General features: G+C 53.2%; 27 protein-coding genes. All 27 read right to left on the bottom strand.

All coding sequences use genetic code 11. From position 1 onward, the window contains the following. Nucleotides 1-3 precede the first annotated feature (3 nt). Nucleotides 4-309 (bottom strand): 30S ribosomal protein S14, encoded by a 306-nt coding sequence (rpsN, locus tag NQF64_RS07370; protein ID WP_099026823.1) that lies wholly within the window; start codon nt 307-309, stop codon nt 4-6. 130 nt (nt 310-439) lie between these two features. Continuing rightward, the gene (rplE, locus tag NQF64_RS07365) at nt 440-1,006 is read right to left on the bottom strand and encodes a 50S ribosomal protein L5 (RefSeq protein WP_266106945.1); all 567 of its coding nucleotides are present in this window, start codon (nt 1,004-1,006) and stop codon (nt 440-442) included. Between the two features lie 10 nt (nt 1,007-1,016). Further along, nucleotides 1,017-1,337 carry a 50S ribosomal protein L24 gene (gene rplX, locus NQF64_RS07360; protein ID WP_099026825.1) on the bottom strand — a complete coding sequence of 107 codons (321 nt, stop codon included), beginning with the start codon at nt 1,335-1,337 and terminating at the stop codon, nt 1,017-1,019. Then, on the bottom strand, nt 1,337-1,705 hold the full coding sequence (gene rplN / locus NQF64_RS07355; RefSeq protein WP_043557844.1) for a 50S ribosomal protein L14: 369 nt from the start codon (nt 1,703-1,705) through the stop codon (nt 1,337-1,339). The genes rplX and rplN overlap by 1 nt, the downstream gene beginning before the upstream one ends. Before the next feature lie 12 nt (nt 1,706-1,717). Next, nucleotides 1,718-1,993 (bottom strand): 30S ribosomal protein S17, encoded by a 276-nt coding sequence (gene rpsQ, locus NQF64_RS07350; protein ID WP_077396236.1) that lies wholly within the window; start codon nt 1,991-1,993, stop codon nt 1,718-1,720. 13 nt (nt 1,994-2,006) lie between these two features. Beyond that, nucleotides 2,007-2,243 carry a 50S ribosomal protein L29 gene (rpmC, locus tag NQF64_RS07345; RefSeq protein WP_099026826.1) on the bottom strand — a complete coding sequence of 79 codons (237 nt, stop codon included), beginning with the start codon at nt 2,241-2,243 and terminating at the stop codon, nt 2,007-2,009. Between the two features lie 2 nt (nt 2,244-2,245). Continuing rightward, the gene (rplP, locus tag NQF64_RS07340) at nt 2,246-2,662 is read right to left on the bottom strand and encodes a 50S ribosomal protein L16 (protein ID WP_099026827.1); all 417 of its coding nucleotides are present in this window, start codon (nt 2,660-2,662) and stop codon (nt 2,246-2,248) included. A gap of 56 nt (nt 2,663-2,718) precedes the next feature. Next, on the bottom strand, nt 2,719-3,396 hold the full coding sequence (gene rpsC, locus NQF64_RS07335; protein WP_099026828.1) for a 30S ribosomal protein S3: 678 nt from the start codon (nt 3,394-3,396) through the stop codon (nt 2,719-2,721). A gap of 3 nt (nt 3,397-3,399) precedes the next feature. Then, complete coding sequence (gene rplV, locus NQF64_RS07330) at nt 3,400-3,825, bottom strand: 50S ribosomal protein L22 (protein ID WP_099026829.1); 426 nt, start codon at nt 3,823-3,825, stop codon at nt 3,400-3,402. Nucleotides 3,826-3,827: 2 nt separating this feature from the next. Continuing rightward, nucleotides 3,828-4,106 carry a 30S ribosomal protein S19 gene (rpsS, locus tag NQF64_RS07325; protein WP_043557836.1) on the bottom strand — a complete coding sequence of 93 codons (279 nt, stop codon included), beginning with the start codon at nt 4,104-4,106 and terminating at the stop codon, nt 3,828-3,830. A 16-nt stretch (nt 4,107-4,122) separates the two neighbouring features. After that, nucleotides 4,123-4,953, bottom strand: coding sequence for a 50S ribosomal protein L2 (gene rplB, locus NQF64_RS07320; protein ID WP_155573633.1), 831 nt, complete (start codon nt 4,951-4,953; stop codon nt 4,123-4,125). 18 nt (nt 4,954-4,971) lie between these two features. Continuing rightward, a complete protein-coding gene (locus NQF64_RS07315) occupies nt 4,972-5,268 on the bottom strand; it encodes a 50S ribosomal protein L23 (RefSeq protein WP_266107015.1) in 297 nt (98 codons plus the stop codon). A gap of 41 nt (nt 5,269-5,309) precedes the next feature. Further along, nucleotides 5,310-5,924 carry a 50S ribosomal protein L4 gene (gene rplD / locus NQF64_RS07310; RefSeq protein ID WP_099026832.1) on the bottom strand — a complete coding sequence of 205 codons (615 nt, stop codon included), beginning with the start codon at nt 5,922-5,924 and terminating at the stop codon, nt 5,310-5,312. A gap of 5 nt (nt 5,925-5,929) precedes the next feature. After that, the gene (gene rplC, locus NQF64_RS07305; RefSeq protein ID WP_099026833.1) at nt 5,930-6,613 is read right to left on the bottom strand and encodes a 50S ribosomal protein L3; all 684 of its coding nucleotides are present in this window, start codon (nt 6,611-6,613) and stop codon (nt 5,930-5,932) included. Between the two features lie 10 nt (nt 6,614-6,623). Further along, nucleotides 6,624-6,932 carry a 30S ribosomal protein S10 gene (rpsJ, locus tag NQF64_RS07300; RefSeq protein WP_018980179.1) on the bottom strand — a complete coding sequence of 103 codons (309 nt, stop codon included), beginning with the start codon at nt 6,930-6,932 and terminating at the stop codon, nt 6,624-6,626. 114 nt (nt 6,933-7,046) lie between these two features. Further along, nucleotides 7,047-8,237: an elongation factor Tu gene (tuf, locus tag NQF64_RS07295; RefSeq protein WP_099026834.1), complete on the bottom strand. Its 1,191-nt coding sequence runs from the start codon at nt 8,235-8,237 to the stop codon at nt 7,047-7,049. 105 nt (nt 8,238-8,342) lie between these two features. Continuing rightward, nucleotides 8,343-8,819: a 30S ribosomal protein S7 gene (rpsG, locus tag NQF64_RS07290; RefSeq protein ID WP_099026835.1), complete on the bottom strand. Its 477-nt coding sequence runs from the start codon at nt 8,817-8,819 to the stop codon at nt 8,343-8,345. A gap of 12 nt (nt 8,820-8,831) precedes the next feature. Continuing rightward, the gene (rpsL, locus tag NQF64_RS07285; RefSeq protein WP_023979007.1) at nt 8,832-9,203 is read right to left on the bottom strand and encodes a 30S ribosomal protein S12; all 372 of its coding nucleotides are present in this window, start codon (nt 9,201-9,203) and stop codon (nt 8,832-8,834) included. Between the two features lie 318 nt (nt 9,204-9,521). Further along, the gene (gene rpoC, locus NQF64_RS07280; protein ID WP_266107014.1) at nt 9,522-13,838 is read right to left on the bottom strand and encodes a DNA-directed RNA polymerase subunit beta'; all 4,317 of its coding nucleotides are present in this window, start codon (nt 13,836-13,838) and stop codon (nt 9,522-9,524) included. Nucleotides 13,839-13,920: 82 nt separating this feature from the next. Then, a complete protein-coding gene (rpoB, locus tag NQF64_RS07275) occupies nt 13,921-18,087 on the bottom strand; it encodes a DNA-directed RNA polymerase subunit beta (RefSeq protein ID WP_266106944.1) in 4,167 nt (1,388 codons plus the stop codon). A gap of 225 nt (nt 18,088-18,312) precedes the next feature. Continuing rightward, nucleotides 18,313-18,690 (bottom strand): 50S ribosomal protein L7/L12, encoded by a 378-nt coding sequence (gene rplL / locus NQF64_RS07270; protein ID WP_155573638.1) that lies wholly within the window; start codon nt 18,688-18,690, stop codon nt 18,313-18,315. 60 nt (nt 18,691-18,750) lie between these two features. Next, on the bottom strand, nt 18,751-19,275 hold the full coding sequence (gene rplJ, locus NQF64_RS07265) for a 50S ribosomal protein L10 (protein ID WP_099026839.1): 525 nt from the start codon (nt 19,273-19,275) through the stop codon (nt 18,751-18,753). A 260-nt stretch (nt 19,276-19,535) separates the two neighbouring features. Further along, nucleotides 19,536-20,228 (bottom strand): 50S ribosomal protein L1, encoded by a 693-nt coding sequence (gene rplA, locus NQF64_RS07260; RefSeq protein ID WP_099026840.1) that lies wholly within the window; start codon nt 20,226-20,228, stop codon nt 19,536-19,538. Between the two features lie 3 nt (nt 20,229-20,231). Next, on the bottom strand, nt 20,232-20,666 hold the full coding sequence (rplK, locus tag NQF64_RS07255; protein ID WP_099026841.1) for a 50S ribosomal protein L11: 435 nt from the start codon (nt 20,664-20,666) through the stop codon (nt 20,232-20,234). Nucleotides 20,667-20,787: 121 nt separating this feature from the next. After that, nucleotides 20,788-22,395 (bottom strand): efflux transporter outer membrane subunit, encoded by a 1,608-nt coding sequence (locus tag NQF64_RS07250; protein ID WP_099026842.1) that lies wholly within the window; start codon nt 22,393-22,395, stop codon nt 20,788-20,790. Then, a complete protein-coding gene (locus NQF64_RS07245; RefSeq protein ID WP_266106943.1) occupies nt 22,395-23,744 on the bottom strand; it encodes an efflux RND transporter periplasmic adaptor subunit in 1,350 nt (449 codons plus the stop codon). Before NQF64_RS07245 ends, NQF64_RS07250 begins: the two co-directional genes overlap by 1 nt. Continuing rightward, a complete protein-coding gene (locus NQF64_RS07240; protein ID WP_266106942.1) occupies nt 23,741-26,920 on the bottom strand; it encodes an efflux RND transporter permease subunit in 3,180 nt (1,059 codons plus the stop codon). The genes NQF64_RS07245 and NQF64_RS07240 overlap by 4 nt, the downstream gene beginning before the upstream one ends. Between the last annotated feature and the right edge of the window lie 75 nt (nt 26,921-26,995).

The raw sequence follows: 26,995 nt of genomic DNA, 5'->3' as shown, positions 1-26,995 counted from the left end.
CTTTTACCAGCTGGACTTAACCATGCCGGGGATTTGCCCCGTAGACGCCAAGTCACGCAGTGCAATACGGCACAGCTCAAACTTACGGTAATTCCCACGGGAGCGACCAGTAAGCTTACAACGCAAACGCACGCGAGTTTGAGAGCCATTGCGCGGCAATTTAGCCAGCTTCAGTGTTGCTTCGAAACGCTCTTCCATAGAAAGAGAGCGATTCTTAATCGTATTTTTAAGAGCGGTCCGTTTTTCACGATCACGCTGCGCCATCGCAGCACGACGATTATTACGGTTCACCGCAGAGATTTTCGCCATCTCGAATCTTCTCCCGGAACCTGTCGGGCCTATCCCGACGGTTTTCCAATCAACGGAACTGTAGCGGAAACTTCCCCCTCATGTGAAGGGGGAAAATCTCCTTTCCGCGATTGACACGAAAAAATGTCGCTTAGGACACAAACGGCAGATCAAATGCCTTTAGAAGAGCTTTCGCTTCTTCATCCGTTTTTGCCGTCGTCACAAAGATAATATCCATCCCGCGGATGTCATCAACTTTGTCATAATCAATTTCCGGGAATACAATCTGCTCTTTCAGACCCATGGCAAAATTACCACGGCCATCAAAGCCTTTATTCGCCGGAAGACCACGGAAGTCACGGATACGCGGCATAGCGATCGTCACCAAACGATCCAAAAACTCGTACATACGAGCCTTACGCAACGTCACCTTACATCCGATCGGCAATCCTTCACGAATGCGGAACCCCGCAACAGCCTTACGCGCTACCGTCTTAACAGGCTTCTGACCAGAGATCAGAGCCATTTCCTCAACAGCGGCATCAAGCTTCTTTTGGTCAGCAGCGGCTTCACCGACACCCATATTCAAGACAATTTTCTCGAGCTTGGGGATCTGCATGTCGCTTTTATATCCGAACTGCTCACGCAACTTAGCACGGAGCTTGTTCTGATAATCTTGCTGCAAACGGGGCAGAACGGTATCTTTTTTATCGCTCATCGTTCGCTCCTCAGCCTTCGATCACTTCGCCGGTCACCTTAGCGACACGGACTTTGCGACCATCTTCCAGAACACGGAAACCAACGCGTGTTGGTTTACCACTTTTCGGGTCGATCAGCTTCAGATTGGAGAGATGAACAGGCATCTCACGCTCAACAATACCGCCACCTTCGCCCATACGGTTCGGCTTTGTATGACGTTTTGCAATAGCAACGCCACGCACAACAGCCTTCTCAACCTTTGGCAGGACAGAAAGCACTTCCCCACGCGTACCACGGGAACGCCCCGTTAGCACAAGAACCTGATCGCCTTTTTTAATACGTGCAGCCATTACAACACCTCCGGAGCAAGGGAGATGATCTTCATGAACTTACGCGCACGCAGCTCACGAACAACTGGGCCAAAGATACGTGTGCCAATCGGCTCTTGCTGCTTATTCAGCAACACAGCGGCATTCCGATCAAAGCGAATGGCAGAGCCATCAGCACGGCGCACCGGGTAAGATGTACGCACGATAACGGCCTGATGGACGTCACCTTTCTTCACCTTACCACGAGGAATCGCCTCTTTAACGGATACGACAATGATGTCGCCGACCGAGGCGGTCTTCCGCTTGGAGCCGCCCAGCACCTTGATGCACTGCACCCGACGCGCACCAGAATTATCAGCCACGTCTAGGTTGGTCTCGGGATGAATCATCTGTCTACCCCCTTATGCGCCGACAGAAGACGATGCAGCCTCAGCAACATCGACTCCATTGCGGGAAATGACCGTCCATGTCTTGCGCTTGGAAAGCGGTGCACATTCAACAATACGCACCACATCACCAATCTTGCATGCGTTAGCATCATCATGCGCTGCATACTTTTTGGAACGGCGGATAAACTTTTTATAGAGCGGATGCATCACGCGACGATCAACAAGAACAGTTACCGTCTTGTCCATCTTATCGCTCGTCACCCGCCCTGTCAGGACGCGCCTTGGCATCGTCCGTCTCCTCTCAGGACTTTGCGGCGGACGTTTTTGCGCCCGCGCGGTTCTTCGACTGGTTCAGCAATGTTTTGATACGCGCGACAGCACGACGCACAATCTTAACACGGCTGCTATTCTCGGATTGGCCTGTGGCCGCAGCAAAACGCTGGTTGATCTGCTCACGCTTCAAATCCACGAGGAGAGTCTTCAACTCATCCTCGCTTTTAGCGCGCAGATCAGCAACCTTATAGGTCGTTTCAGCCATTCTCAAGCCTCCCCGATACGCTGAATGAACTTGGTCTTAATAGGCAACTTTGCAGCAGCCAAGCTAAGAGCCAAGCGAGCAACCTCCGGGGGCACCCCTTCGATCTCGAAAAGGATACGACCCGGTTTTACGCGGGCTGCCCAGTACTCGGGGTTACCTTTACCGGAACCCATACGCACTTCTGCCGGCTTTGTCGAGACCGGAGTGTCCGGAAAAATACGAATCCAGACACGCCCAGCACGCTTCATCGCACGAGTGATCGCACGACGAGACGCCTCAATCTGCCGAGCTGTGATACGCTCTGGCTCCAGAGCCTTCAGGCCATACGCACCGAAATTCAGCTGCGTACCACCCTTAGCTAAGCCATGAATACGGCCCTTATGAGCCTTACGAAACTTTGTCCGCTTTGGAGAAAGCATAATTTTCTATCCTCACTTCAAGCACCTCAGATAAAAGACGGGGTAATCCCCGCCCCTTAACGCTGGGGAGCCTGCTCCGCAGCACGACGGTCCTGAGCCATTGGGTCATGAGCCAGGATCTCACCTTTAAAGATCCAAACCTTCACCCCACAGGAACCGTAAGTGGTGTGCGCTGTAGAAGTTCCATAATCGATATCCGCACGCAATGTATGCAACGGAACACGACCCTCACGATACTGCTCATCACGAGCAATCTCAGCACCGCCAAGACGCCCACTACATGTGATGCGAATACCCTGAGCCCCCAGACGCATAGCGGACTGGATGGACCGCTTCATCGCACGACGGAACGCAACGCGACGCTCCAATTGCTGCGCAATGCTATCCGCCACTAATGTAGCATCAATCTCCGGCTTGCGGATCTCAACGATATTCAGCGCGACATCGGCCTTGGCCATACGGCTAAGGGTTTTGCGCAGAGCATCAATGTCCTGCCCCTTCTTACCGATAATCACACCAGGACGCGCAGCATAAATCGTCACACGCGGTTTCTTCGCTGGACGCTCAATAACAACACGGGCAACGCCAGCACCAGAAAGCTTCTTGCGCAAGAAAGCACGTAGCTTCAAGTCCTCATGGAGGAGGCGGGCATAATCCCCACCTGCATACCAGCGGCTATCCCATGTACGATTGACACCGAGCCGCAGCCCGATCGGATTAACCTTATGTCCCATAGATCAGGCTGCCTTCTGCTCTTTGGAGTTCTTGCCAGCTTTAGGGGCCTCAACAGCCTCTGCGCGCTCAGCAACAACAATCTTCAGGTGACTGAAAAACTTCTCAACACGCGCAGACCGACCACGGCCACGAGCATGGAAGCGTTTCATCACGATCGACTTGCCAACCTCGGCAGTTTTCACCACCAGCTTATCAACATCAAGCTGGTGATTATTCTCTGCGTTAGCGACGGCACTCTCAAGAGCCTTCTTCACCTGCTGGGCGATACGGCGGCGTGAGAATGTCAACGCAGCAATAGCCTTATCAGCTGGCTGATTACGAATCGTCGCAGCAACCAAGTTCAACTTACGCGGGCTAACACGAATATTGCGGGCAACTGCCTGCGCCTCTGTATCAGCCAAGGTGCGGATGTGCTTAGGCTTACTCATGCTCAGCCTCGCTTCGATTTCTTATCGGAACCATGACCGGTATAAGTACGAGTCGGAGAAAACTCCCCAAACTTATGACCAACCATATGCTCCGTAACCTGCACAGGCAGGAACTTCTGACCATTATAGACGCCGAACGTCAGCCCGACAAACTGCGGCAGAATGGTGGAACGACGCGACCAAATCTTGATCACCTCGTTCCGGCCCGACGCACGAGCCTTTTCAGCCTTACCAAACAGATACCCGTCGACGAACGGGCCTTTCCAGACGGAACGTGCCATCTTCTATGCCCCTTTCTTACTTACCAGTTTTACGACGACGGATAATCAGGCTGTCCGTCTTCTTGTTGGTGCGTGTTTTATAGCCCTTTGTCGGCACACCCCAAGGTGTCACAGGGTGACGACCACCAGACGTACGCCCTTCACCACCACCATGCGGATGGTCAACAGGGTTCATAACCACACCACGGTTATGCGGACGACGACCCATCCAACGACGGCGACCAGCCTTACCAAAATGCTGGTTCATGTTATCTGGGTTAGACACAGCACCAACTGTTGCCATGCACTCACCGCGCACAATACGCAGCTCACCAGATTGCAACTTGATCTGCGCGTAACCAGCATCCTTACCGACCAGCTGAGCATAATTCCCAGCGGAACGGGCAAGCTTACCGCCAGCACCTGGCTTTAGCTCAATATTATGAATGATGGTCCCCACCGGCATAGATGCCAGCGGCATAGCGTTCCCTGGGCGCACATCAGCATGATGAGCTGCAATCACACGATCGCCAGCCTTCACGCGCTGCGGAGCCAGAATGTAAGCCAACTCGCCATCTTCATAACGGATGAGTGCGATGAAGGCTGTACGGTTAGGGTCATATTCCAGACGCTCAACCGTCGCAGCAACATCAAACTTACGCCGCTTGAAATCAACATAACGATAAGACTGCTTATGCCCGCCACCACGGAAGCGCACAGTTGTACGCCCGTAATTATTGCGACCACCGGTCTTGTTTTTACCTTCCGTCAACTGCTTGACGGGCTTGCCTTTCCAAAGCTCGCTCCGGTCAATCAGCACGGTACCACGAGTGCTTGGTGTCGTGGGATTAAAGTGCTTCAGTGCCATAGTATATTACCCCGCGCGTCAACCAAGCTTCGCTGTAAGGTCGATCGATTGACCTTCAGCAAGCTGAACATACGCCTTCTTAACATCAGAACGGCGACCTGGACGACCCTTAACGCGCTTTATCTTACCCTTCTGGATTAAGGTGCTAACGCCAGCGACCTTCACCTTAAAAAGAGTCTCAACAGCAACCTTAATCTGCGGCTTCGTTGCCTCCAAAGCCACTTTGAAAACCACCTGATTCTTCTCAGAAAGAAGTGTAGCCTTCTCCGTGATCAACGGCGCACGCAGAACATCGAACAAAGCCTCTTGAGACAGATTCGCTGCGGCCTTACGGGCATTCAAAACAGTTTTTGTTGTCATGCCAGACGCTCCTTGAGACCCTCAAGAGCAGCGTGGGTAATTACCAACACATCATGCTTGAGAATATCATAAACATTCGCCCCAACCGTGGGCAGAAGATCAATCTTCGGCAGGTTGGAAATTGCGCGTGCGAAAGGCTGATCAGCCACTTGATCAACAATCAAAGCAGAAGAGCAACCGAGAGCCTTCAGACGAACTGCCGCATCGCGTGTTTTCTCAACACCAGAGAGGTCCTTAAGGATAATCAACTTACCTTCAGACGCTTTCTGCGAAACAGCGGAACGCAAACCAAGGCGCCGCACCTTCTTGGGCAAATCAAAGCCATGATCGCGCACAACTGGCCCATGAACCACACCACCAGTACGGAACTGCGGTGCTCTCAAAGAGCCTTGACGAGCAGAGCCCGTCCCCTTTTGGCGATACGGCTTTTTTGTCGTACCAGAAACAGCACCCATGCCACGCGTTGCATGCGTCCCTGCACGACGCTTAGCGAGCTGCCAGTTCACAACACGGGCCATAATGTCCTTACGGGGGACAATCCCGAAGATCTCTTCCGGCAGTGCGACTTTGCCTGCACTCCCGTTATCGAGGGTTTTGATATCGTATTCCATATCCCTCACCCGGCGGCCTCAACGGTCGCAGCCGGATAGGGCGCGTCCGCATTACGGGCCTTCTTGATTGCATCGCGAACCAGAACAACACTGTTCTTGGCACCTGGGATAGCACCGCGCACCATAATCAGGTTGCGCTCCTCATCCACAGCAGCAATTTCGAGGTTTTGTGTTGTCACACGCTTGTCACCAAGGTGACCAGCCATCTTCTTGCCCTTAAAGACCTTACCAGGATCCTGACGTTGGCCTGTAGAGCCGTGAGAACGGTGACTAATAGACACACCGTGTGTGGCTTCCAACCCGGCAAAGTTGTGGCGTTTCATAACACCAGCAAAACCTTTACCCTTACTGCGGCCGGTAACATCCACCTTCTGCCCCACAACAAAATGAGCGGCGGAAAGCTTCGTCCCAGATTCCAACACGGCATCTTCTGCCACGCGGAACTCGACCAGCTTCTTTTTGGGTTCAACCTTCACACGGGCAAAGTGCCCACGGTTCGCTTTTGTGACGTGCTTTGTTTTTGCCGCACCCATACCAAGCTGGACAGCTGTATAGCCGTCACGCTCCTTTGTGCGGGCATCCACAACCTCGACATTATCAAGGTGCAGCACCGTCACCGGCACATGTGTGCCGTCTTCTTTAAAGAGCCGGGTCATCCCCAGCTTTTTTGCAATCAATCCGGTACGCATCGTCTGGACCTTAAAGTTTAATCTCGACATCAACGCCAGCGGCGAGGTCGAGCTTCATTAGGGCGTCCACGGTCTGCGGAGTCGGCTCGACAATATCGAGCAAGCGGCGATGTGTTCTCATTTCGAACTGTTCGCGACTTTTCTTATCCACATGCGGTGAACGATTCACAGTAAACCGGGCAATATGCGTCGGCAGAGGGATCGGCCCCCGTACTCGCGCACCCGTACGCTTCGCCGTATTTACAATCTCCTTCGTGCTGTTATCCAACACGCGATGATCATACGCTTTAAGGCGAATGCGGATGTTCTGGTCGTCCATGATTTCACTTCATCCTTACTAAACCGGATGTTGTCCTACTGCATTTCATTTAGAAATGGAACCCCGGCCGAAAGAAATTCGACCGGGGCACCATATTCCAAAAACAGTCAGACCTTAGGCGCTGATGGAAGCCACCACGCCGGCACCCACTGTACGGCCACCCTCGCGAATAGCGAAGCGGAGGCCTTCATCCATAGCGATCGGAGCAATCAGCTCGACATCCATGGTAGCGTTATCACCCGGCATCACCATCTCGGTGCCTTCCGGCAATGTAACAACGCCTGTTACGTCCGTTGTACGGAAGTAGAACTGCGGACGATAGTTGGTGAAGAACGGCGTATGACGGCCACCCTCTTCCTTCGTCAGGATGTAAGCTTCAGCCTTGAACTTGCTGTGCGGGGTAATTGTACCCGGCTTAGCCAGAACCTGACCACGCTCAACATCTTCACGCTTCGTACCACGGAGCAGCGCACCGATGTTATCACCAGCCTCACCACGATCCAGCAGCTTACGGAACATCTCAACGCCCGTAACTGTTGTCTTAGTGGTCGGACGAAGACCAACGATCTCGACCTCGTCACCAACATTGACTTCACCACGCTCGACACGGCCCGTCACAACGGTACCACGACCAGAGATGGAGAACACGTCTTCAATCGGCATCAAGAACGGACGATCAACCGGACGCTCAGGCTGCGGAATATAATCATCAACAGCTTTCATCAGAGCGCGGATAGCTTCCTTACCCTGAGCTGGATCACCATCTTCCAAAGTTGCCAAAGCGGAACCCTTCACGATGGGGATATCATCGCCAGGGAAGTCATAGGAGGACAGAAGCTCACGAACTTCCATCTCCACCAGCTCCAGAAGCTCTGGGTCGTCAACCTGGTCAACCTTGTTCAAGAAGACAACCAGAGCCGGCACACCGACCTGACGAGCCAAAAGGATGTGCTCACGTGTCTGCGGCATTGGGCCGTCAGCAGCGGACACAACCAGAATGGCACCATCCATCTGCGCCGCACCGGTGATCATGTTCTTCACATAGTCAGCGTGGCCGGGGCAGTCCACGTGAGCATAGTGACGGTTATCCGTCTCATACTCAACGTGCGCTGTGGAAATCGTAATACCACGAGCGCGCTCTTCAGGAGCCTTATCGATCTGATCATAAGCACTGAAGGTTGCACCACCGGTCTCAGCCAGTGTCTTTGTGATTGCAGCCGTCAGCGTGGTTTTACCATGGTCAACGTGACCAATCGTGCCGATGTTAACATGCGGCTTAGTACGCTCAAATTTAGCCTTTGCCATCGTCTCTCTCCAAAACCTTGACCCGGCAAGGGCCAAAGGTATGACTGAAACTTCATGCTGGCCACCCTGCAAGCAGATAGTGACCAGAAGCCTTAGCTGGTAAAATTACCAGCGATAATGACTGAATGCCTTATTGGCTTCAGCCATGCGGTGCGTGTCTTCCCGTTTCTTGACGGCTGCACCACGGTTATTCACCGCGTCCATCAACTCATTGGAAAGACGGTCCTGCATGGTGTTCTCACCACGCTTGCGCGACGCGTCAATCAACCAGCGAATAGCCAGAGCTTGACGACGTTCTGCACGAACCTCTACCGGAACCTGATAGGTCGCACCGCCAACACGACGAGAGCGGACCTCAACAGCCGGCTTTACATTATCCAGCGCCGAGTGGAACATAGCCACTGGGTCCGCACTGGACCCGCCGCGCTTACGTAGCACTTCCAGTGCCCCGTAAACAATGCGCTCGGCAGTAGATTTCTTACCATCATACATAAGCGCATTCATAAAGCGCGTAATGACGGCATCTCCGAATTTTGGATCGGGAAGGATCTCACGCTTAACAGCGCGATGACGGCGACTCATTCCAAATACCCCTTATTTCGGCCGCTTCGCGCCATACAACGAACGACGCTGACGACGTTTTGCGATACCTTGCGTATCCAACACACCACGAAGAATGTGGTAACGCACACCGGGAAGATCCTTCACGCGACCACCGCGGATAAGAACAACGCTATGCTCCTGAAGGTTATGCCCCTCACCAGGAATATAGCTCACCACCTCATACCCGTTGGTCAGGCGCACTTTGGCCACCTTACGCAGGGCGGAGTTCGGTTTCTTCGGCGTTACAGTATAAACACGTGTGCAAACACCACGCTTCTGCGGACATCCCTGCAGAGCAGGAACCTTGTTCCGCTTTGCGGCCGGCTCCCGGCCCTTTGCGATCAACTGGTTGATGGTCGGCATGCGCCCTTCCCAATCCTTGTCCATATGCTGGCGGGAGACATTCCCACCATGACATTCCGTTCTAACCGACACGCGGCCGAACCGCCTGTCTCGCACAATTGCACGAGAGAAAGGAAGATTCCCTCCCCTCGTAGCGACTTGCCTCTGGACTTAACCCCTTTCTTATAGAAACGGAAGTAGTACCAGACGCTATTTTTTCACTCTGGGACGATTCCTTCACCTTAACAAGTGGGAACTGTCTGAGGCGCGAACCCTAAGAGGGCTTGGCCCAACTGTCAAGCCTCTCTGCGTTAACAGAGAGGCTTACCCCCCAGAATCTTACTCCGCAGCATCCTCCACCTCATCCAGCCCTTTAGGGAGCTGGGTTGGAGCTTGATCAGCCGCCAGACTACGCAACCGCCGCATAGCACCGCCTGTCCCAGCTGGAATCAAGCGACCAACGATCACATTCTCCTTCAAGCCGCCAAGCGTGTCGATTCTGCCTGATGTAGCAGCATCTGTAAGCACGCGCGTCGTCTCTTGGAAGGAGGCCGCAGAAATAAAGGACTGCGTTTGCAGCGATGCTTTGGTAATCCCCTGAAGAATCGGCATCGCCTTTGCTGGCTCACGCCCTTGCTCCAGAAGAGCCTTATTATCGCGCTCAAACTCAATCCGATCCACTGTCTCACCGATAAGGTAAGTGGAATCACCTGGCTCCAGAACCTCTACCTTCTGCAACATCTGGCGGACGATTACTTCGATATGCTTATCGTTAATCTTCACACCTTGCAGGCGGTAAACATCCTGAATCTCATTAACGAGATAGTCAGACAGAGCCTCCATCCCCATGACTTTTAGAATATCATGCGGAACACGGGGGCCATCCACCAGCGGGTCACCCTTTTGGACAAAGTCACCTTCCTGAACGGAAATATGCTTGCCCTTAGGAATGAGATAATCTGTCCGCTCGCCTGTCTCATCATTATGCACGATGACACAACGCTTAGCCTTATAGTCCTTACCGAACTCAATACGACCATCGCCTTCTGCGATAATCGCATGGTCCTTCGGACGGCGTGCCTCAAAAAGCTCTGCTACGCGCGGTAGACCACCGGTAATATCACGCGTTTTAGACCCTTCACGCGGGATACGGGCCAGCACGTCACCCGCATGAACCTCTGCCCCATTCTCTACCGAGAGGATACTATCGGGAGAGAGGAAGTAGCGAGCCTCATTACCATTGGCAAGACGAACCACATTCCCTTGAGCGTCCTTCAACTGCAAGCGAGGCCGTAGGTCCACACCCTTCGCGGCTTGTTTGTAGTCCACAACCACGCGAGAGGTTAGGCCGGTGACTTCGTCAACCCGCTCAACCAGTGTGATACTGTCGATCAGGTCTTGATACTCCACCGTACCAGCTTGCTCGGTGATGATGGGGAGGGTGTAAGGATCCCACTCAGCCATCTTATCACCGCGCTTTACCTCCTGCCCTTCCGAGACCATCAAGCGCGCACCGTAAGGCACACGATACCGGGCTTTCTCTGCCCCGGTCTCATCAATAAGCAGGATCTCACAGTTACGGGACATCACCACAGGGACATTCTGCGAGTTTTGCACCACATTGCGGTTGCGGATAGTCACCTTACCATCACGGAAGGCTTCCACCATGGATTGCTCCGCACCACGGGTCGCCGCACCACCAATATGGAAGGTCCGCATCGTAAGCTGCGTACCAGGCTCACCAATGGATTGAGCGGCAATTACACCCACAGCCTCACCGATATTCACCGGCGTACCACGGGCAAGGTCACGCCCATAGCAATGGGCGCAGATGCCAGCCTGACTATCGCAGGTGAGAACGGAACGAATCTCAACCGCCTCGATCCCTGCTTCCTCAAGCCGCTCGACATCCGCCTCATCCAGCAGGCGGTTGCGCTCCAGCAGCACCTCACCCGTCACGGGATGCACGACATCCTTCGCCAAGGTCCGCCCCAGAGCACGCTCTGCCAAAGAGGCTACGACCTCACCGCTATCCATCACGGCACGAACAACCAAACCACGCTCACTGCCGCAATCTGCTTCGGTAATGATGCAATCCTGCGCCACATCGACCAGACGGCGGGTAAGATACCCGGAGTTCGCTGTTTTAAGCGCGGTATCGGCAAGACCCTTACGCGCACCATGGCTCGAGGTGAAGTAATCGAGAACCGATAGACCTTCTTTAAAGTTAGCAACAATCGGCTGTTCGATAATCTCACCTGATGGCTTCACCATCAGGCCACGCATACCGGCAAGCTGCTTCATCTGTGCTGGTGACCCACGAGCCCCAGAATGGCTCATCATCCACACAGAATTAGTGGGCTTACCCGGCACTTGCTTGGAGATTTCCTTCAACATGGCGGCCTGCACTTCGTCCGTGCAGCGCGACCACGCATCCACCACCTTGTTGTAACGCTCGCCAGCGGTAATCAGACCTTCCTGATATTGCTGCTCGAACTCCTTCACTTCCTCGGTCGTCTTGGCAACCAAGGTTGCCTTCTCGCTTGGGACGATCATGTCGTCCTTACCGAAGGAAATACCGGCCTTCGCAGCATGGCGGAAACCAAGAGCCATCAAACGGTCACAGAAGATAACCGCTTCCTTCTGCCCACAATGACGATACACCGTATCAATCACGTCAGAGACCAGCTTCTTCGTCAGCTGACGATTAATCAAGCTGAAAGGAATAGCCGGATTCTTAGGTAGAATCTGAGCAATCAAAGCACGACCGGGGGTTGTAAGCACCGTCTGACGGACGGACTTGCCCTCCTCATCCTGCACATCCAAGCGCAGACGAATCTTATCATGCAGCTTTAATGCACCAGCAAGCAGAGCGGCCTCAATCTCGGCAACCGTTGCATAAGCAGGGGGCCCAGCTTTAACGACCTTACCATCCTTAATCTCTGCTTCATCAGGTGTGAGACGGTATTCTGGCACTTCAAGGCTCAGATAATACAGACCAAGCACAATATCCTGAGACGGCACAATAATGGGCTTACCATTGGCAGGGCTGAGGATGTTGTTAGTGGACATCATCAACACGCGTGCCTCTAGCTGCGCCTCTAGGGAGAGAGGCACATGCACGGCCATTTGGTCACCGTCAAAGTCCGCATTAAAAGCAGTACAAACGAGCGGATGAAGCTGAATCGCCTTGCCTTCCACGAGGCTCGGCTCGAAGGCCTGAATCCCCAGACGGTGCAGCGTTGGCGCACGGTTCAACATCACCGGATGCTCGCGGATAACTTCCTCAAGAATATCCCAAACTTCCGGCCGCTCTTTCTCGACCATACGCTTAGCGGCTTTAATGGTCGTTGCGTGCCCGTACTTCTCCAACTTGGAGTAAATGAACGGCTTAAACAACTCCAAAGCCATCTTCTTAGGAAGACCACATTGATGCAGCTTCAGCTCCGGCCCCACCACAATGACGGAACGACCAGAATAGTCCACGCGCTTACCAAGAAGGTTCTGACGGAAGCGCCCTTGCTTCCCTTTCAGCATATCAGAAAGGGACTTCAACGGCCGCTTATTCGCCCCGGTAATGGCACGTCCACGACGGCCATTATCGAACAGCGCATCTACCGCCTCTTGCAGCATACGCTTTTCGTTACGGACGATAATATCGGGCGCACGAAGCTCAATGAGGCGTTTTAGACGGTTGTTACGGTTGATAACACGGCGATACAAATCATTGAGATCGGATGTTGCAAAACGCCCGCCATCCAGTGGCACGAGAGGGCGCAGCTCCGGCGGAATCACCGGCACAATGTCCAGAATCATCCATTCCGGCTTAGCCCCGCTCTCCACGAAGGCTTCCACCATCTTCAAGCGTTTGACAAGCTTCTTACGCGCTGCCTCGGATGTCGCCTTACGCAATTTCTTGCGCATGATGGTCTTTTCCGAATCACCTTCCATTACCTCAGCATCGTAATCGAAAGGATCCGCCTCGCCCCGCTCCTTCGCCGCGCGGCTTAGCTCGGCTTCCTCAGCATTGGGAAGGCCCCAATTATAGCTGGAGAGCGCACGCTTAATTGCCTCCGCCCCGATGCCGACATCCAGACCAGCATCAGCAAACTCGTCCATCAATTCTTCGCAGCGGATTTCATCCAGCAAATATTGATCGCGACGTTTACCATATTTGTAAGATTCAACTTGGTCGGACGCACACACGCCCTTATCCAGCACCAAGAACTTCTCAAAATACAGGACGGGCTCAACATCTTTGAGCGGCAAATCCAGCATTGTGGCAATACGGCTTGGGAGAGACTTGAGGAACCAAATATGAGCCACCGGCGAGGCCAGGTCGATATGACCCATCCGCTCGCGCCGTACCTTCGCTAAGGTGACCTCTACGCCGCATTTCTCACAGATGATCCCGCGGAACTTCATCCGCTTATATTTACCGCACAGACATTCATAATCCTTAGTCGGACCAAAAATGCGCGCACAGAAAAGACCATCGCGCTCTGGCTTGAACGTCCGATAATTGATCGTTTCTGGTTTTTTGATCTCGCCATAAGACCAAGAGCGAATCTGCTCGCTTGAGGCAAGCTGAATACGAATCTGGTCAAACGTGCCTGACTGCCCAGACTGACCGAGAATCTTCATGAGATCGTTCATTTGCCGAAACCCCATTGTGCCGAACGACATACCGCCGGCACGTTAAACATGAACAATGAAGAAGGAGCGGAAAGCACTGCCCTCACAGCCCCCCCTGCTCAAGCTCGACATTCAAACCAAGCGACTTCAGTTCCTTCACAAGGACGTTGAAGCTTTCTGGAATACCTGCTTCAAAATCATCCTGCTCCCGAACAATCGCCTCATACACCTTTGTACGGCCGGAGACGTCATCGGACTTCACTGTCAGCATTTCCTGAAGCGTATAAGCCGCTCCGTAAGCCTCCAATGCCCAGACTTCCATCTCCCCGAAACGCTGCCCACCAAACTGAGCCTTACCACCAAGCGGCTGCTGGGTGACCAACGAGTAAGGACCAATCGAACGTGCGTGAATCTTGTCATCAACAAGATGATGCAGCTTCAGCATATAAATGTAACCAACGGTGGATTGACGCTCGAACGCTTCACCCGTCCGGCCATCAATCAACTGGGACTGCCCCGTCTCACTCACACCAGCCTTCTTCAGCATTCCCTCAATATCAGGGATAGATGCCCCATCAAAAACCGGGGTAGCAATCGGCACACCCTTACGCAGGTTATTGGCAAGCTCGATCAGCTGATCATTGTCCATGCTGGCGATATCTTCCTTGAAGATCTCCTCCCCATAGACATCCTTCAACTTATCCAACAATTCTTGCCGTTTCTCACCCGTGCGCTGATATTCATCCACCATTGCACCAATGCTTTGGCCGATATTGGCGCAGGCCCATCCGAGATGGGTCTCCAAAATCTGCCCCACATTCATACGCGATGGCACGCCAAGGGGGTTCAATAGCAGGTCAACAGGCTGGCCATTCTCAAGGAAGGGCATATCCTCAACCGGCACAACGCGGGAGACCACACCCTTATTACCATGACGACCGGCCATTTTATCACCCGGCTGAAGCTTACGCTTCACCGCGATAAAGACCTTAACCATCTTCATCACACCCGGCGGCAACTCATCACCACGCTGAAGCTTCTCGACCTTATTATCGAAGCGATTATTGATGCGCTTAACAGCATCATCAAACTCACGACATAATGTCTCAAGCTGCGCCATAGTCGCGACATCAACAACCGGGATGTTACGCCATGTTGTACGTGGATGCTCGGCAAGCAGCTCCGCTGTGATAGGCGTACCTGCACGAATCCCCTTAAAGCCAGCCGCAGCCTCTTGGCCAATCAGATGCTCTTTAAGACGATTATAGAAGCTACGCTCCTGAATCCCACGTTCATCGTCACGGTCCTTAGCGAGACGCTCAATCTCGGAACGCTCAATCGCCATAGCGCGCTCATCTTTATCCACCCCGCGGCGGGAGAAGACGCGCACATCAACCACTGTGCCGCTTGTCCCCGGTGGAAGCTTCAGAGACGTATCGCGCACATCGGAGGCTTTCTCACCAAAGATAGCGCGCAGAAGTTTTTCCTCCGGCGTCATCGGGCTTTCACCCTTTGGTGTCACCTTACCGATGAGGATATCGCCCGGATTAACCTCGGCCCCGACATAAACAATGCCAGCTTCATCAAGGTTGCGCAGAGCCTCTTCCCCAACATTGGGAATATCACGCGTAATTTCTTCCTGACCCAGCTTTGTATCACGGGCCATGACCTCAAACTCTTCAATATGAATTGAAGTAAAGATGTCATCACGCGCGATACGCTCGGAAATCAGGATCGAATCCTCAAAGTTGTACCCATTCCACGGCACGAAAGCCACGAGAACGTTACGACCCAGAGCCAGCTCCCCAAGCTCGGTAGAAGGACCATCAGCAATAATGTCCCCTGCTGAGACCTGATCCCCCACCCGCACTAACGGACGCTGATTTAAACATGTGGACTGATTGGAGCGCATATATTTCCGCAGCCGGTAAATATCCACACCCTGCGTTGCGCCCTGCTCATCCGTTGCACGGATAACAATACGCGCACCATCAAGCTGGTCCACCACACCGCCACGTTTAGCGATGATGGTCGCCCCAGAATCATGCGCGACAGGCCCTTCCATCCCCGTCCCCACGAGCGGCGCATCCGCGCGCACCAGAGGCACGGCCTGACGTTGCATGTTTGAACCCATGAGCGCACGGTTCGCATCGTCATTTTCCAAGAACGGAATCAACGCCGCCGCAACGGAGACGAGCTGCTTTGGTGAGACGTCACACGCCGTGACTTGCTCCGGGGCTACGAGGCGGAAATCACCCGTCTGACGCACAGCAACGAGCTCATCAGTCAAGCGGTTATTGCTCTGCTTAGCATCGGCCTGCGCCACCAAAAGACGCTCTTCTTCCATCGCGGAAAGATACTTCCAACCATCTTGGAAGACACCATCCTTCACCAGACGATAAGGCGTCTCGATAAAGCCGTATTTATTGACCTTTGCGTAAGTCGCCAGGGAGTTAATCAGACCAATATTCGGCCCTTCTGGCGTCTCAATCGGGCAGATACGACCATAATGCGTTGGATGAACGTCACGAACCTCAAAGCCTGCACGCTCGCGCGTTAACCCACCCGGCCCAAGAGCGGAGAGACGCCGCTTATGCGTTACCTCAGAGAGCGGATTGGTTTGGTCCATAAACTGGCTAAGCTGGGAAGAGCCGAAGAACTCACGCACAGCAGCCGCAGCCGGTTTCGCGTTGATAAGGTCATGCGGCATGACGGTATCAATATCGACAGAGCCCATCCGCTCACGGATAGCACGCTCCATCCGCAGCAAGCCGATGCGATATTGATTCTCCATCAGCTCCCCAACGGAGCGGACGCGGCGGTTACCCAGGTTATCAATATCATCAACCTGACCACGCCCATCCTTCAAGTCGCACAGAATCTTAACCGTGCGTAGGATATCCTCTTTCCGCAGCGTCCGCAGCGTATCGGGCGCATCCACATCCAGCCGCATATTCATCTTCACACGGCCAACAGCGGAAAGGTCGTAACGATCCTGCGAGAAAAACAGACCACGCAGCATAGCCTCCGCCGTCTCACGGGTTGGTGGCTCGCCGGGGCGCATGATGCGATAAATATCGATCAACGCCTCCTCACGCGTGGTGTTCTTATCTGCCATAAGCGTATTACGAATCCACGGGCCATGCGTACCATCAATGGCAAGAACAGGCAGCTCCGTCAGGCCAAGCTCTTCCAGCTCGGCAAGCTTTTCTTCCGTAAGCTCCTCGCCGGCTTCCGCGTAGATCTCACCCGTCTTTTCATTGACGAGGTCATGAGCGATGAAGCGACCCAGAATATCCAGCCGCCCAACTTGCACAACGCGGGTCTTTTCAGCAATTTTGCGAACAACGCGCGCTGTTAGCTTTGTCTCGGCATCTGCAACGACCTCACCCGTATCCGCATCCACCAGCGGGCTTAGCAGCTTAATGCCACGAAAAGCCTCTGGGTCAAAAGGACGCGCCCACTCACCCCCCATACGCGTGAAGGGCACCGTGCCATAGAAGTTAGCGAGGATTTCATCCTCATCCATCCCCGTAACATCTAGCGCATCAACATCGCCGCCTTCAGCCAATTTGGCCTCACGCGCCTTGAGGTAATTTTCTCCCTCTAAGGCATAAAGCAACGTGGTGACGGGCAATTTGCGCTTACGGTCGATACGGACATGGATAATATCCTTCGCATCGAACTCAAAATCCAACCAAGAGCCACGATAGGGGATAATACGCGCCGCAAAGAGATATTTACCGGAAGAATGTGTCTTGCCTTTATCATGGTCGAAGAACACACCAGGGCTACGATGCATCTGCGAGACAATAACACGCTCTGTCCCGTTGATGATAAAAGTGCCGTTATCTGTCATGAGCGGCATATCGCCCATATAAACCGGCTGCTCCTTCAGGTCATGAATGGAGCGTGTCCCTGTATCCTCATCAATATCCCATGTTGTTAAACGCAGAATGACCTTAAGCGGGGCTGCGTATGTTAAACCCCGCTGAATGCATTCCTCAACATCATATTTCGGCTCTTCAAATTCATAATACTGGAAGTCCAACCGACCACGCCCAGCAAAATCATGAATTGGGAAAACGGAGCTAAAAACCTCCTGAAGGCCCGCCGCCTCGCGGCTATCGGAGCGAACATTCATCTGCAGGAAAGCTTCATACGAAGCCCGCTGCACGTCAATCAAATTAGGCATCGGCGCAATTTCGGGAATACGTCCGAAACTTTTGCGGATCCTTTTACGCCCTGTGAAGGATTTTGTGATCGCCATCTTATCCTGCCTCTGAACCAGACCTTCAAGTCGTCCGTAATAGTCCCATGTCCCTTATAGAAACGACAGACGACTTGAACGGCTGGCTTACCCCTACTGTATGACGCGTGACGGAGTGCTTACTATACGTAAATTTCCTGTCAACGGCAAATGGGGCGGGCACAATAAAGCACCCGCCCACGCGCTCCAACGATCCCCTGGAAGGGGATCGCTAGGATCAAACTCTTACTTGATCTCGACAGATGCGCCGTTCTCTTCAAGAGCCTTTTTGATCTTCTCAGCTTCTTCCTTGGTTGCGCCTTCCTTGATGGTCTTCGGTGCGCCTTCAACCAGCTCCTTAGCTTCCTTCAGGCCCAGGCCTGTGATGCCGCGGATTTCTTTAATGACGTTGATCTTCTTGTCACCAGCCTTAGCCAGCACAACGTCAAACTCGGTCTTGTCAGCAGCAGCCTCGCCACCAGCAGCACCCGGAGCAGCTGCAGCAACAGCAACCGGAGCAGCAGCGGAAACGCCCCATTTCTCTTCCAGAAGTTTGGAAAGCTCAGCAGCCTCCAGAACGGAGAGAGCGGAGAGTTCGTCAACCAGTTTTGCCAAATCGGCCATGATAATATCCTCTAAGATACGTAAGTTAGGCAGCCTCACACAGACGGGCCACCTTGTTCATTAAGCGGCTTCCGTGTCGCCTGTTCTGGCATAGGCACCAAGAACGCGAGCAAGCTGCCCAGCCGGAGCTTGGGTGACGCCTGCAATGCGCGTTGCTGGGGTACTGATCATACCCACCAGCTGTGCACGCAGCTCGTCCAAAGATGGAAGCTCAGCCAGAGCCTTGACACCATTGACGTCCAGCGTCTGGTTACCAAGGGCACCACCAAGCACCACCAGCTTGTCATTCTTCTTGGCGAACTCGACAAGTACCTTCGCCACGCCAACCGGCTCATCCGACCAAGAAATGGCCGTCGGGCCTTTAAATAGCGGCGCAATACCGTCGAACTGGGTCCCATCCAGAGCCCGGCTGACCAGCCGGTTCTTCGCAACCTTATATGTCGCACCCACAGCACGAATGCTCCGGCGCAGCTCTGTCGCATCAGCTACCGTCAGACCCAGATTCTGGGTGACGACAACCATGGAGGTGCTGCCGAACACTTTACTGAGGGACTCGACAAAGGCCCGTTTTTCCGTACGGTCCAAAACCTGTCTCCTCGTTAGTCCGATTATCTCGGACCAGGTTACCCATAGGCCCTGCCCCACGCAATGGCAGAACAAAGCCCGCTCGCCTGTCCATGATGAGAAGACCGCACCATACCCAGAGGTAAAATACGTTCTACCCGTCTCACGCCTGCGCTACTTTAGCTTCAAGGGGATACCCCACATGCGCTCTTGGACAGGAAAAGAGCGGCTCATCACCGCTCAGCACCATCCCGAAGGATGGCGATTCCTTACAACCTCATTCAGCCTTCAAAGCTGGAAAGGTCAACGCGTACCCCTACCCCCATTGTGGAAGAAAGGGAAGCTTTTTTCAGGTAAGTCCCTTTTGCACCAGCAGGACGAGCCTTCTGGAGTGCATCAACAAGGGCCTTCACGTTCTCGGCCAACTGAGACTCGGAGAAGGAAGCCTTACCGACACCAGCATGCACGATACCAGCACGCTCAGCGCGATATTCCACCTGACCGGACTTAGCGGCTTCAATCGCGCCCTTTACATCCATTGTCACGGTGCCTAGGCGCGGGTTCGGCATCAAACCACGCGGGCCAAGAATCTTACCCAAACGCCCGACCAGAGCCATCATATCCGGTGTTGCGATGCAGCGATCGAACTCAATCTCACCAGCCTGAATCTTCTCGGCCAAATCCTCAGCACCAACAACTTCAGCCCCAGCAGCCTGCGCCTCTTCCGCTTTCGGCCCACGGGCAAACACACCAACGCGCAATGTTTTACCTGTGCCATGCGGTAGGGAGATCAAACCGCGGACCATCTGGTCAGCATGACGAGGGTCAACGCCCAGCCCGATCGCGAACTCGACCGTCTCATCAAACTTTGCGGTTGCATTGCCCTTTACCAGAGCTACAGCCTCATTCAGGGAATAGAGCTTCTCGCTATCAACCTTAGCGCGCAGAGCAGCAATACGTTTGTTTTTAGCCATTTCTTAGCCCTCCACCACATCAAGACCGATGGAACGAGCAGACCCAGCCAGCATACGCACGGCACCATCAATGTCGTTTGCGTTCATGTCTTGGAACTTCTTCTCAGCAATCTCACGCAGCTGAGCTGTCGTCACAGAGCCAACAGATGCCGCACGACCAACTGTCTGAGCACCCTTGGTGATCTTAGCGGCCTTAAGCAAGAAATAAGTGTTCGGCGGGGTTTTGGTAATGAACGTAAAGGTACGGTCCGCATAAGCCGTAATGACGACCGGGATCGGCATACCGGGCTCAAGACCCTGCGTCTTCGCATTGAACTCTTTACAGAATTGCATGATGTTCAACCCGCGCTGACCGAGCGCAGGACCAACTGGGGGAGACGGATTCGCCTTACCAGCGGGAATCTGTAATTTGATGTAGCCAACAACTTTTTTGGCCATATCCGGGACTCCTTATCTTTAGTACCCGAACCGCGGTTAAGACGGCAGGGAGCATCCCTACCTCCCGCGTTCGACTAGGGGCGTTCCCTAGACTATTATCCCCTGCTTCGTCAAGGTGGAATCAAGGATGTGTTGTCTCATGCGGCGCACCTGTAAAGTCACGCTCTGCAAGAGGTGGCTCAATCTCCGAGCCATGCTGCGCCACCCCCACGGGCACCTCCCCCGCAGGGCGAGCATGATGCAGGCCCTTATATTGCAGCGGGCCAATCGGGTCGATGCTCTTGATATCGGGTAATAATTTATCCGACCAGCCACCCCCTAGAGCGCGAATAAGCCGCACTGTCGCTTGCACCTGCTTCATCTGCGCTTGGACCTCTAATAAACGTGCCTTCAGCGCATCTTGCTGTGCCACCAGCGCGTCCAGATAATTGCTCAACCCGCCAGTATAAAGGGCCATGGTCATAGCTTGGGTCCGTAAAGCCGCTTCGACAGCCTGATGCTGCTGGAGCTGCTCTTGGTGGTATAACCCGGTCTCACTAAGACCATCTTCTACATCCTGAAAGGCACCTAATACGGTCGCGCGATACGCATCTACCCGCTCCCGATATTGCGACCAAGCCCGTTGTAAAGCCGCACGGCGCATACCGCCTGTAAAGAGAGGCTCCACCGCTTGCACCGCAATTTGCCAAAACGCACGTGAAATGCTGGCAAGGTCAAACCCTGAATCTTCAAACCCACCAGTCGCGCTAATGACGATATGCGGATAAAAGGCCGCACGCGAGACGCCAATCGCCCGTGCTGCGGCTGCCATTTGCCGTTCGCTCACAGCAACATCAGGCCGCCGCTCCAACAGAGTAGAGGGTAAACCGCTCTGCACACGGATTGTCCCGAAATGCATGCGGATGTCTTTAATCGGCTCGATATGGAAGCTTGCTGGCACCATATTAACCATGACAGCAATTGCATGTTCCTCTATCTGGCGTGCCGCCATGAGGTCACTCTTAGCGGCCTCTGCATCATAAAGTTGGTTCTCAGCACGCGAGACATCCAGCCCCGCCCCAATAGCCCCGCCCTGCCGTAAGCGCGTAATCTCCACCGCTGTGCGGAAATAACGAATGGAATCATCATATACGGCAAGCTGTGCATCAATCCCGCGCAACGTAACGTAATTGGACGCTAACTCCGCCTGGAGCGACAAACGCGTCAACGCATATTGTGCCGCCCCAGCTTGTGCCAAGTTCTTTTGCATATGGCTTTGGTTGCGGATAGCATCCCAAAAATCCGGCTCCCATGTTGCCGCACCGCTATAGGCTACGTTCGACTCATAAATAGGCGTATTGTTGCTACGCCGTAAAAAGAGCCGCCCTTCCGACTGCTTATTACGACTCATCCGTGCGCCACCGGCTAATTGCGGATACAGACGGCTCTCAGTCTCCCGTGCGATATCGCGCTCTTGTGTAAAAACCTCAGCCGCGGCTTGAAGGTCTGGGTTATAGGCCTCCAAACGTTTTTCTAGATCATCTAATTGCGGATCATGAAAGAGCGTCCACCATTGCCCACGCTCAATAGCATCAGCGGGCTGAGCATCCCCCATAATGCCCTTGCCAGCCCACCCATCAGGATAAATAAAATGCGGCGTATGATAATGAGGGGCAAGGTCACACGAGGTCAGGCATAACGAAAGCCCGCCTATCACTAACGACACCCGCCCCCATAAACGCCCCGCCATTAATGCTGCTCCTGCTGTGAGGGCACAGCCGGTTTGTCATGCACCGCTCCCCCCGTTTTATCAGCATCATCCGTGTTATTCTCATCAGGCGGCGGCATAGCCCCCACGCGGCGTAAATCATTCGATGTAACATTTTTAACCGCTAGGGCCTCTTTAGGTTTATGGTCATTATAACCTCGTGTTGGTGTCACGACCTTTACCTCATCGCCATCCAACATATCTGCAGTAGGGTTAGCCACAATCTCATCTTCTGCTGATAAGCCTGAAAGGATTTGCGTGGTCATCCCATAATTCGTCCCCGCTTGCACATTCAGCAAAGTAATGTGGTTATGAACAACCTTAGCCACCTGCATCCCTTGTGCACGGAAAATAAGCGCATTGGTCGGGACGATGAGAATATTCGTATCCCCCGGGGCATGAATATGCGCAGTCGCATAGGAGTTGGGCCAGAGCAACCCATCGGGATTATCCAACACAAGCTCCGTCGTCACCGTGCGTGTGGCGGCATTAAACGCATTCGCCGTGGCTAAAAAGCGCGCCTTGAAGGAACGCCCCGGATATTGTGGCACGCTTAAATCCGCACTGATTTTAGGGGAGATGACACTCGCAAAATCCTGCGGGACAGAGACAAAAACACGGATTTTATGCACATCCGCAACGGAGAATAACTCCGCCATAGCCCCACGCGCGCTCATATTGCCGCCTGTGGCGTTAACATAATCCCCAACATTGACTAAACGCGAGGTTACAATGCCATCAAAAGGGGCAACAATCCGCTTAAAGTTCTCCAACGCTTCGACACGCTCTACCTCATGAGCCGCCGCATCCAACTCGGCCCGTTGGGCCGCTGCATTAGCGGCTTGCACATCCACCTCTTGGCGCGAGACCGCCTGCGTGCTGCGTAAAGCCGTCCAACGTTGGGTGGTAATCAACGCCAATTTATACCGGGCATTAATCACCTCATAATGTGCCTTAGCCGCTGCATATTGGGCATCAATACTCGGTGTGCTGACCTCTGCGAGCAAATCCCCCCGTTTTACATGCGCACCGTAATCTTTGTACCACATCTTCACATAGCCGGAGACCTGCGCATAGATGGGGGCCTCGTACCATGCGGCTAAGTTCGCTGGTAAATCGACCTCACGCGTGGCAGGGCCGGGCTGTGGCTTAATTAACACCACGCGGGTAATGGCCTCATCAGCCGCCTCCCGCTCTAAGGCTGCATGATGCCATGCCCGTTGCAGCAAGCCGATAACCACCAGCCCCACCAACACAGCCAGCAAGCCATAAAGCCACACACGCCCCTTACCACGCATAGGAGATGATGGCTGTTGTGAGGTCGATGTCATACCGTTTCTCCTTGCGTAGCAGCCCGTTTCCCCTTCGGGGCACCACCATGAATCATAGCAAACACACAGGGAACAAACAGTAATGTTGCCACAGTAGCCATCAGCAACCCGCCAATCACCGCCTTCCCTAAAGCTGCATTGGAGGAATTACTGACGGACATAGGAATCATACCAATCATCATGGCAAGAGCCGTCATTAACACGGGGCGAATACGCTCAAACCCCGCCTCGGAGGCCGCTAAAATGGCATCGCCATGGTCCTCCAACCGCTCCCGTGCGAAGGCGACCACCAGCACTGCATTAGCTGTTGCGGTACCCATACACATAATCGCCCCCGTTAAGGCTGGGACGGAGAGGGTCGTATGTGTAAGGAACAAGCTCCACGCAATGCCTCCCAAAGCAGCTGGTAAGGCCATAATAATCACAAACGGGTCCAACCATGATTGGAAATTAACAACAATAATCAAATAAACCAGCACGATAGAGAGCAACAACCCACCAATGAGCTGAATATAAGCGTTGTTCATCGTCACAGCTTGCCCACGCACTACCATGCTAGAGCCACGGGGCAAATCTGCCCGCATAGCCTCTACCTCCCGCTTTACAGCCCGCGATAGACTGCCAAGGTCTATCCCCTCTGGCGCGACATAAATATCAAAAACCGGCATGATATTATAATGTGAGACCTCAGCGGGCGTGCCTGTCTGCACAATCTGGCTCAAGCCCCCCATAATCTGCATAGTCCGGTTTTGCGGGTTGCCATCGCCTTTATCAATCGGCACCTTTTGGAGATCATTAAGCGTCTGCAAATAATTCGCTGGGGCTTGCACATCAATCAGCTGCGATGTCCCTTGGGCATTGAGGTAATAAGTCTGCCCCACCTGAGAACTACCCGAGAGGGTCGTCAGCACGTTATAGGCAATATCTTTTTCGGAAACGCCCGTCCCCAGCGCAAAGCTCCGCCGTGCATTGATGAGCATGGTTGGTTGGGTCATCGGCTGTTGAATACTTACATCCACCGCACCCGGAATCTTCCGCAGCCGCTGGGCTAAACGGACTGCAAAAGCGTAATTATCCTGCAAATTACGCCCGACAATTTGTACATCAATCGGTGATGGCAGCCCAAAATTGAGGATTTTTGCCGTCAAGTCCCCCGGCTGGAAGGTAAAGACCATACCGGGGAAGGCCGTACTCAACGCCTTACGTAACTGTTTGCGGTATGTTGCAACGGGGCTTTCGGATTCCGCTAATTGGATAGTCACGTCACAATCTTGCGCGCCCGTTGTCGGTGAAGGGACCATAGCCTGATTGATCTGGCTCATCGGCAAACCACAATTATTGACAATCAACTTAACTTGGCCGGGCAATGTCTCACGGATTTTCTTCTCTACAAGGCCGCTAAGCTTGGCACTTTCCTCAATACGTGTGCCAATCGGAGCGCGAAAATGCATCTGCATCGTACCGGACTTAATCTCCGAGAAAAAATCCTGCCCGACAAACAGTAACAATAATAATGACGATAACGCCCCAGAGAGAAAAATAATAATAAACCGCTTCCGGTTCGCTAAAGCGCGTAACAGAACCTCATGATAGAGATGGCGGAATCGTTCAAACCGTGCCTCAAAAGCGTCTTGAAACCGCCCCAAAATACCGCGCTGCTTCGTTTTATGCTCGGCACTACGTTGCTGCTGTACTTGTGCAGCAAGCAGCCAATTTGCCATGGTTGGAACAAGAGTTCGGGAAAGAATAAAAGACGCAATCATCGCAAAAATAATTGCCTCTGCCATTGGCATAAACAACCAACCTGAGACGCCTGTTAACTCAAAAAGAGGGAACCAAACAATACAAATACAGGTTGTGGAAACAAAGGTTGGAATAACAATTTGGTTCGCAGCATCAATAATAGCCTGCTCTAACTCTTTACCCATATGCAAATGAGCATCGATATTCTCGATCATCACCGTGGCATCATCCACGAGAATGCCCACAGCCAACGCCAGACCACCTAAGGTCATGACATTAATGGACTGCCCAGCAAGGCTTAGGCAAATTAAAGCCGATAACATCGCTAAGGGAATAGACACCGCCACGATAACGGTCGATCGCCATGAACCAAGAAAGAGCAGTACGGTAAGGCTTGTTAGGATAGCCGCGGTAATCATCTCCCGCACCACATCCACCACAGATTCCTTCACGAAGCTAGAAGCATCCGTCAGGATGTTCATGCTTGTCCCCTCTGGCAGGGTTTTTTGAATATCTGGGAGGAGCTTCTTCACGCCATTAACGACCTCTAAGGTCGAGGCATTTCCGCTTTTAAGGATGACGATCATCACCGCCTGCTTACCCCGGACAAGCACGGCATTTGTCTGCGGAGGGCCACCTTTATGCACCCAGGCAACGTCACGCATATAGATGACCGAGTTGCCTACCTGCTTAATCGGCATCTTATTAAAAGCCGCAATATCCATGGGGGCAGAATTTGTCCTCACCATGAAATCCATCGGCCCAATTTTCTGATCCCCAGCGGGGAGAACGATATTCTGCCGGTTCAACGCGCTGGCGACATCTACTGGGGAGAGCCGATGAGCCAGCAATTTCACGGGGTCGATATCCACCATGATATCCGCTGCCACACCACCATAGGGGTTAGGGATGGCCGTCCCAGCGACTGAGACAAGCTCCGGCCTGATGAGGTTGGAGGCCATATTATAGACCTCCGAAGCGGACATATTCGGGTTATTGACCTGTAAAGTCAGCACGGGGACAGAGGACGCATCCAACGCCAGGATCAAAGGCGGGGTTGCCCCTGTGGGAAGTTGCTTAATAACCGTCTGCGATACAGAGGTAATTTGCGTCTGCGCAACAGCAGCATCCGTCCCAGGTTGGAAGAATATCTTTACAATACCGCGCCCGTAATAAGAGTTACTCTCTATATGCTCAATGTTATTCACGGTCGCTGTTAAAGCGCGCTCGTAATAATAAACGATACGGCCTGAGACTTCCTCCGGCATTAACCCGGTATAAGACCAAACAACCGCTACAGTGGGAATTTTGATATTAGGGAACACATCAGTCGGTGTTCCCAAAATGGCCTTTACACCAAAAATCACAATGATGATGGACATCACCACAAAGGTGTAAGGCCGCCGTAACGCCGTTAGAACAATCGCATTCATACGGCTAACTCACTTACGCCCTTCATTATGTCAGAGAAAGCATCCATCTCTTTTTTCATCATTCGGGGCAATATC

It is taken from the genome of Bombella saccharophila (assembly GCF_026385475.1).
In the GTDB taxonomy this organism is placed as follows: domain Bacteria; phylum Pseudomonadota; class Alphaproteobacteria; order Acetobacterales; family Acetobacteraceae; genus Bombella; species Bombella saccharophila.
This window is presented reverse-complemented; position numbering and strand designations above follow the sequence as displayed.

What these genes read in the sequence shown, in the direction of transcription:
- rpoB (WP_266106944.1), bottom strand. Translation starts at nt 18,087, where the DNA reads ATGGCGATCACAAAATCCTTCACAGGGCGTAAAAGGATCCGCAAAAGT.
- tuf (WP_099026834.1), bottom strand. Translation starts at nt 8,237, where the DNA reads ATGGCAAAGGCTAAATTTGAGCGTACTAAGCCGCATGTTAACATCGGC.
- rplB (WP_155573633.1), bottom strand. Translation starts at nt 4,953, where the DNA reads ATGGCACTGAAGCACTTTAATCCCACGACACCAAGCACTCGTGGTACC.
- rpsQ (WP_077396236.1), bottom strand. Translation starts at nt 1,993, where the DNA reads ATGCCAAGGCGCGTCCTGACAGGGCGGGTGACGAGCGATAAGATGGAC.
- rplK (WP_099026841.1), bottom strand. Translation starts at nt 20,666, where the DNA reads ATGGCCAAAAAAGTTGTTGGCTACATCAAATTACAGATTCCCGCTGGT.
- rpsN (WP_099026823.1), bottom strand. Translation starts at nt 309, where the DNA reads ATGGCGAAAATCTCTGCGGTGAACCGTAATAATCGTCGTGCTGCGATG.
- rplD (WP_099026832.1), bottom strand. Translation starts at nt 5,924, where the DNA reads ATGGAATACGATATCAAAACCCTCGATAACGGGAGTGCAGGCAAAGTC.
- rplE (WP_266106945.1), bottom strand. Translation starts at nt 1,006, where the DNA reads ATGAGCGATAAAAAAGATACCGTTCTGCCCCGTTTGCAGCAAGATTAT.
- rplL (WP_155573638.1), bottom strand. Translation starts at nt 18,690, where the DNA reads ATGGCCGATTTGGCAAAACTGGTTGACGAACTCTCCGCTCTCTCCGTT.
- rpsS (WP_043557836.1), bottom strand. Translation starts at nt 4,106, where the DNA reads ATGGCACGTTCCGTCTGGAAAGGCCCGTTCGTCGACGGGTATCTGTTT.
- rplP (WP_099026827.1), bottom strand. Translation starts at nt 2,662, where the DNA reads ATGCTTTCTCCAAAGCGGACAAAGTTTCGTAAGGCTCATAAGGGCCGT.
- rplV (WP_099026829.1), bottom strand. Translation starts at nt 3,825, where the DNA reads ATGAGTAAGCCTAAGCACATCCGCACCTTGGCTGATACAGAGGCGCAG.
- rpsG (WP_099026835.1), bottom strand. Translation starts at nt 8,819, where the DNA reads ATGAGTCGCCGTCATCGCGCTGTTAAGCGTGAGATCCTTCCCGATCCA.
- rplA (WP_099026840.1), bottom strand. Translation starts at nt 20,228, where the DNA reads ATGGCTAAAAACAAACGTATTGCTGCTCTGCGCGCTAAGGTTGATAGC.
- rplC (WP_099026833.1), bottom strand. Translation starts at nt 6,613, where the DNA reads ATGCGTACCGGATTGATTGCAAAAAAGCTGGGGATGACCCGGCTCTTT.
- NQF64_RS07250 (WP_099026842.1), bottom strand. Translation starts at nt 22,395, where the DNA reads ATGGCGGGGCGTTTATGGGGGCGGGTGTCGTTAGTGATAGGCGGGCTT.
- NQF64_RS07245 (WP_266106943.1), bottom strand. Translation starts at nt 23,744, where the DNA reads ATGACATCGACCTCACAACAGCCATCATCTCCTATGCGTGGTAAGGGG.
- rpsJ (WP_018980179.1), bottom strand. Translation starts at nt 6,932, where the DNA reads ATGGACGACCAGAACATCCGCATTCGCCTTAAAGCGTATGATCATCGC.
- rpmC (WP_099026826.1), bottom strand. Translation starts at nt 2,243, where the DNA reads ATGGCTGAAACGACCTATAAGGTTGCTGATCTGCGCGCTAAAAGCGAG.
- NQF64_RS07240 (WP_266106942.1), bottom strand. Translation starts at nt 26,920, where the DNA reads ATGAATGCGATTGTTCTAACGGCGTTACGGCGGCCTTACACCTTTGTG.
- rplN (WP_043557844.1), bottom strand. Translation starts at nt 1,705, where the DNA reads ATGATTCATCCCGAGACCAACCTAGACGTGGCTGATAATTCTGGTGCG.
- rpoC (WP_266107014.1), bottom strand. Translation starts at nt 13,838, where the DNA reads ATGAACGATCTCATGAAGATTCTCGGTCAGTCTGGGCAGTCAGGCACG.
- rpsL (WP_023979007.1), bottom strand. Translation starts at nt 9,203, where the DNA reads ATGCCGACCATCAACCAGTTGATCGCAAAGGGCCGGGAGCCGGCCGCA.
- rpsC (WP_099026828.1), bottom strand. Translation starts at nt 3,396, where the DNA reads ATGGGACATAAGGTTAATCCGATCGGGCTGCGGCTCGGTGTCAATCGT.
- rplX (WP_099026825.1), bottom strand. Translation starts at nt 1,337, where the DNA reads ATGGCTGCACGTATTAAAAAAGGCGATCAGGTTCTTGTGCTAACGGGG.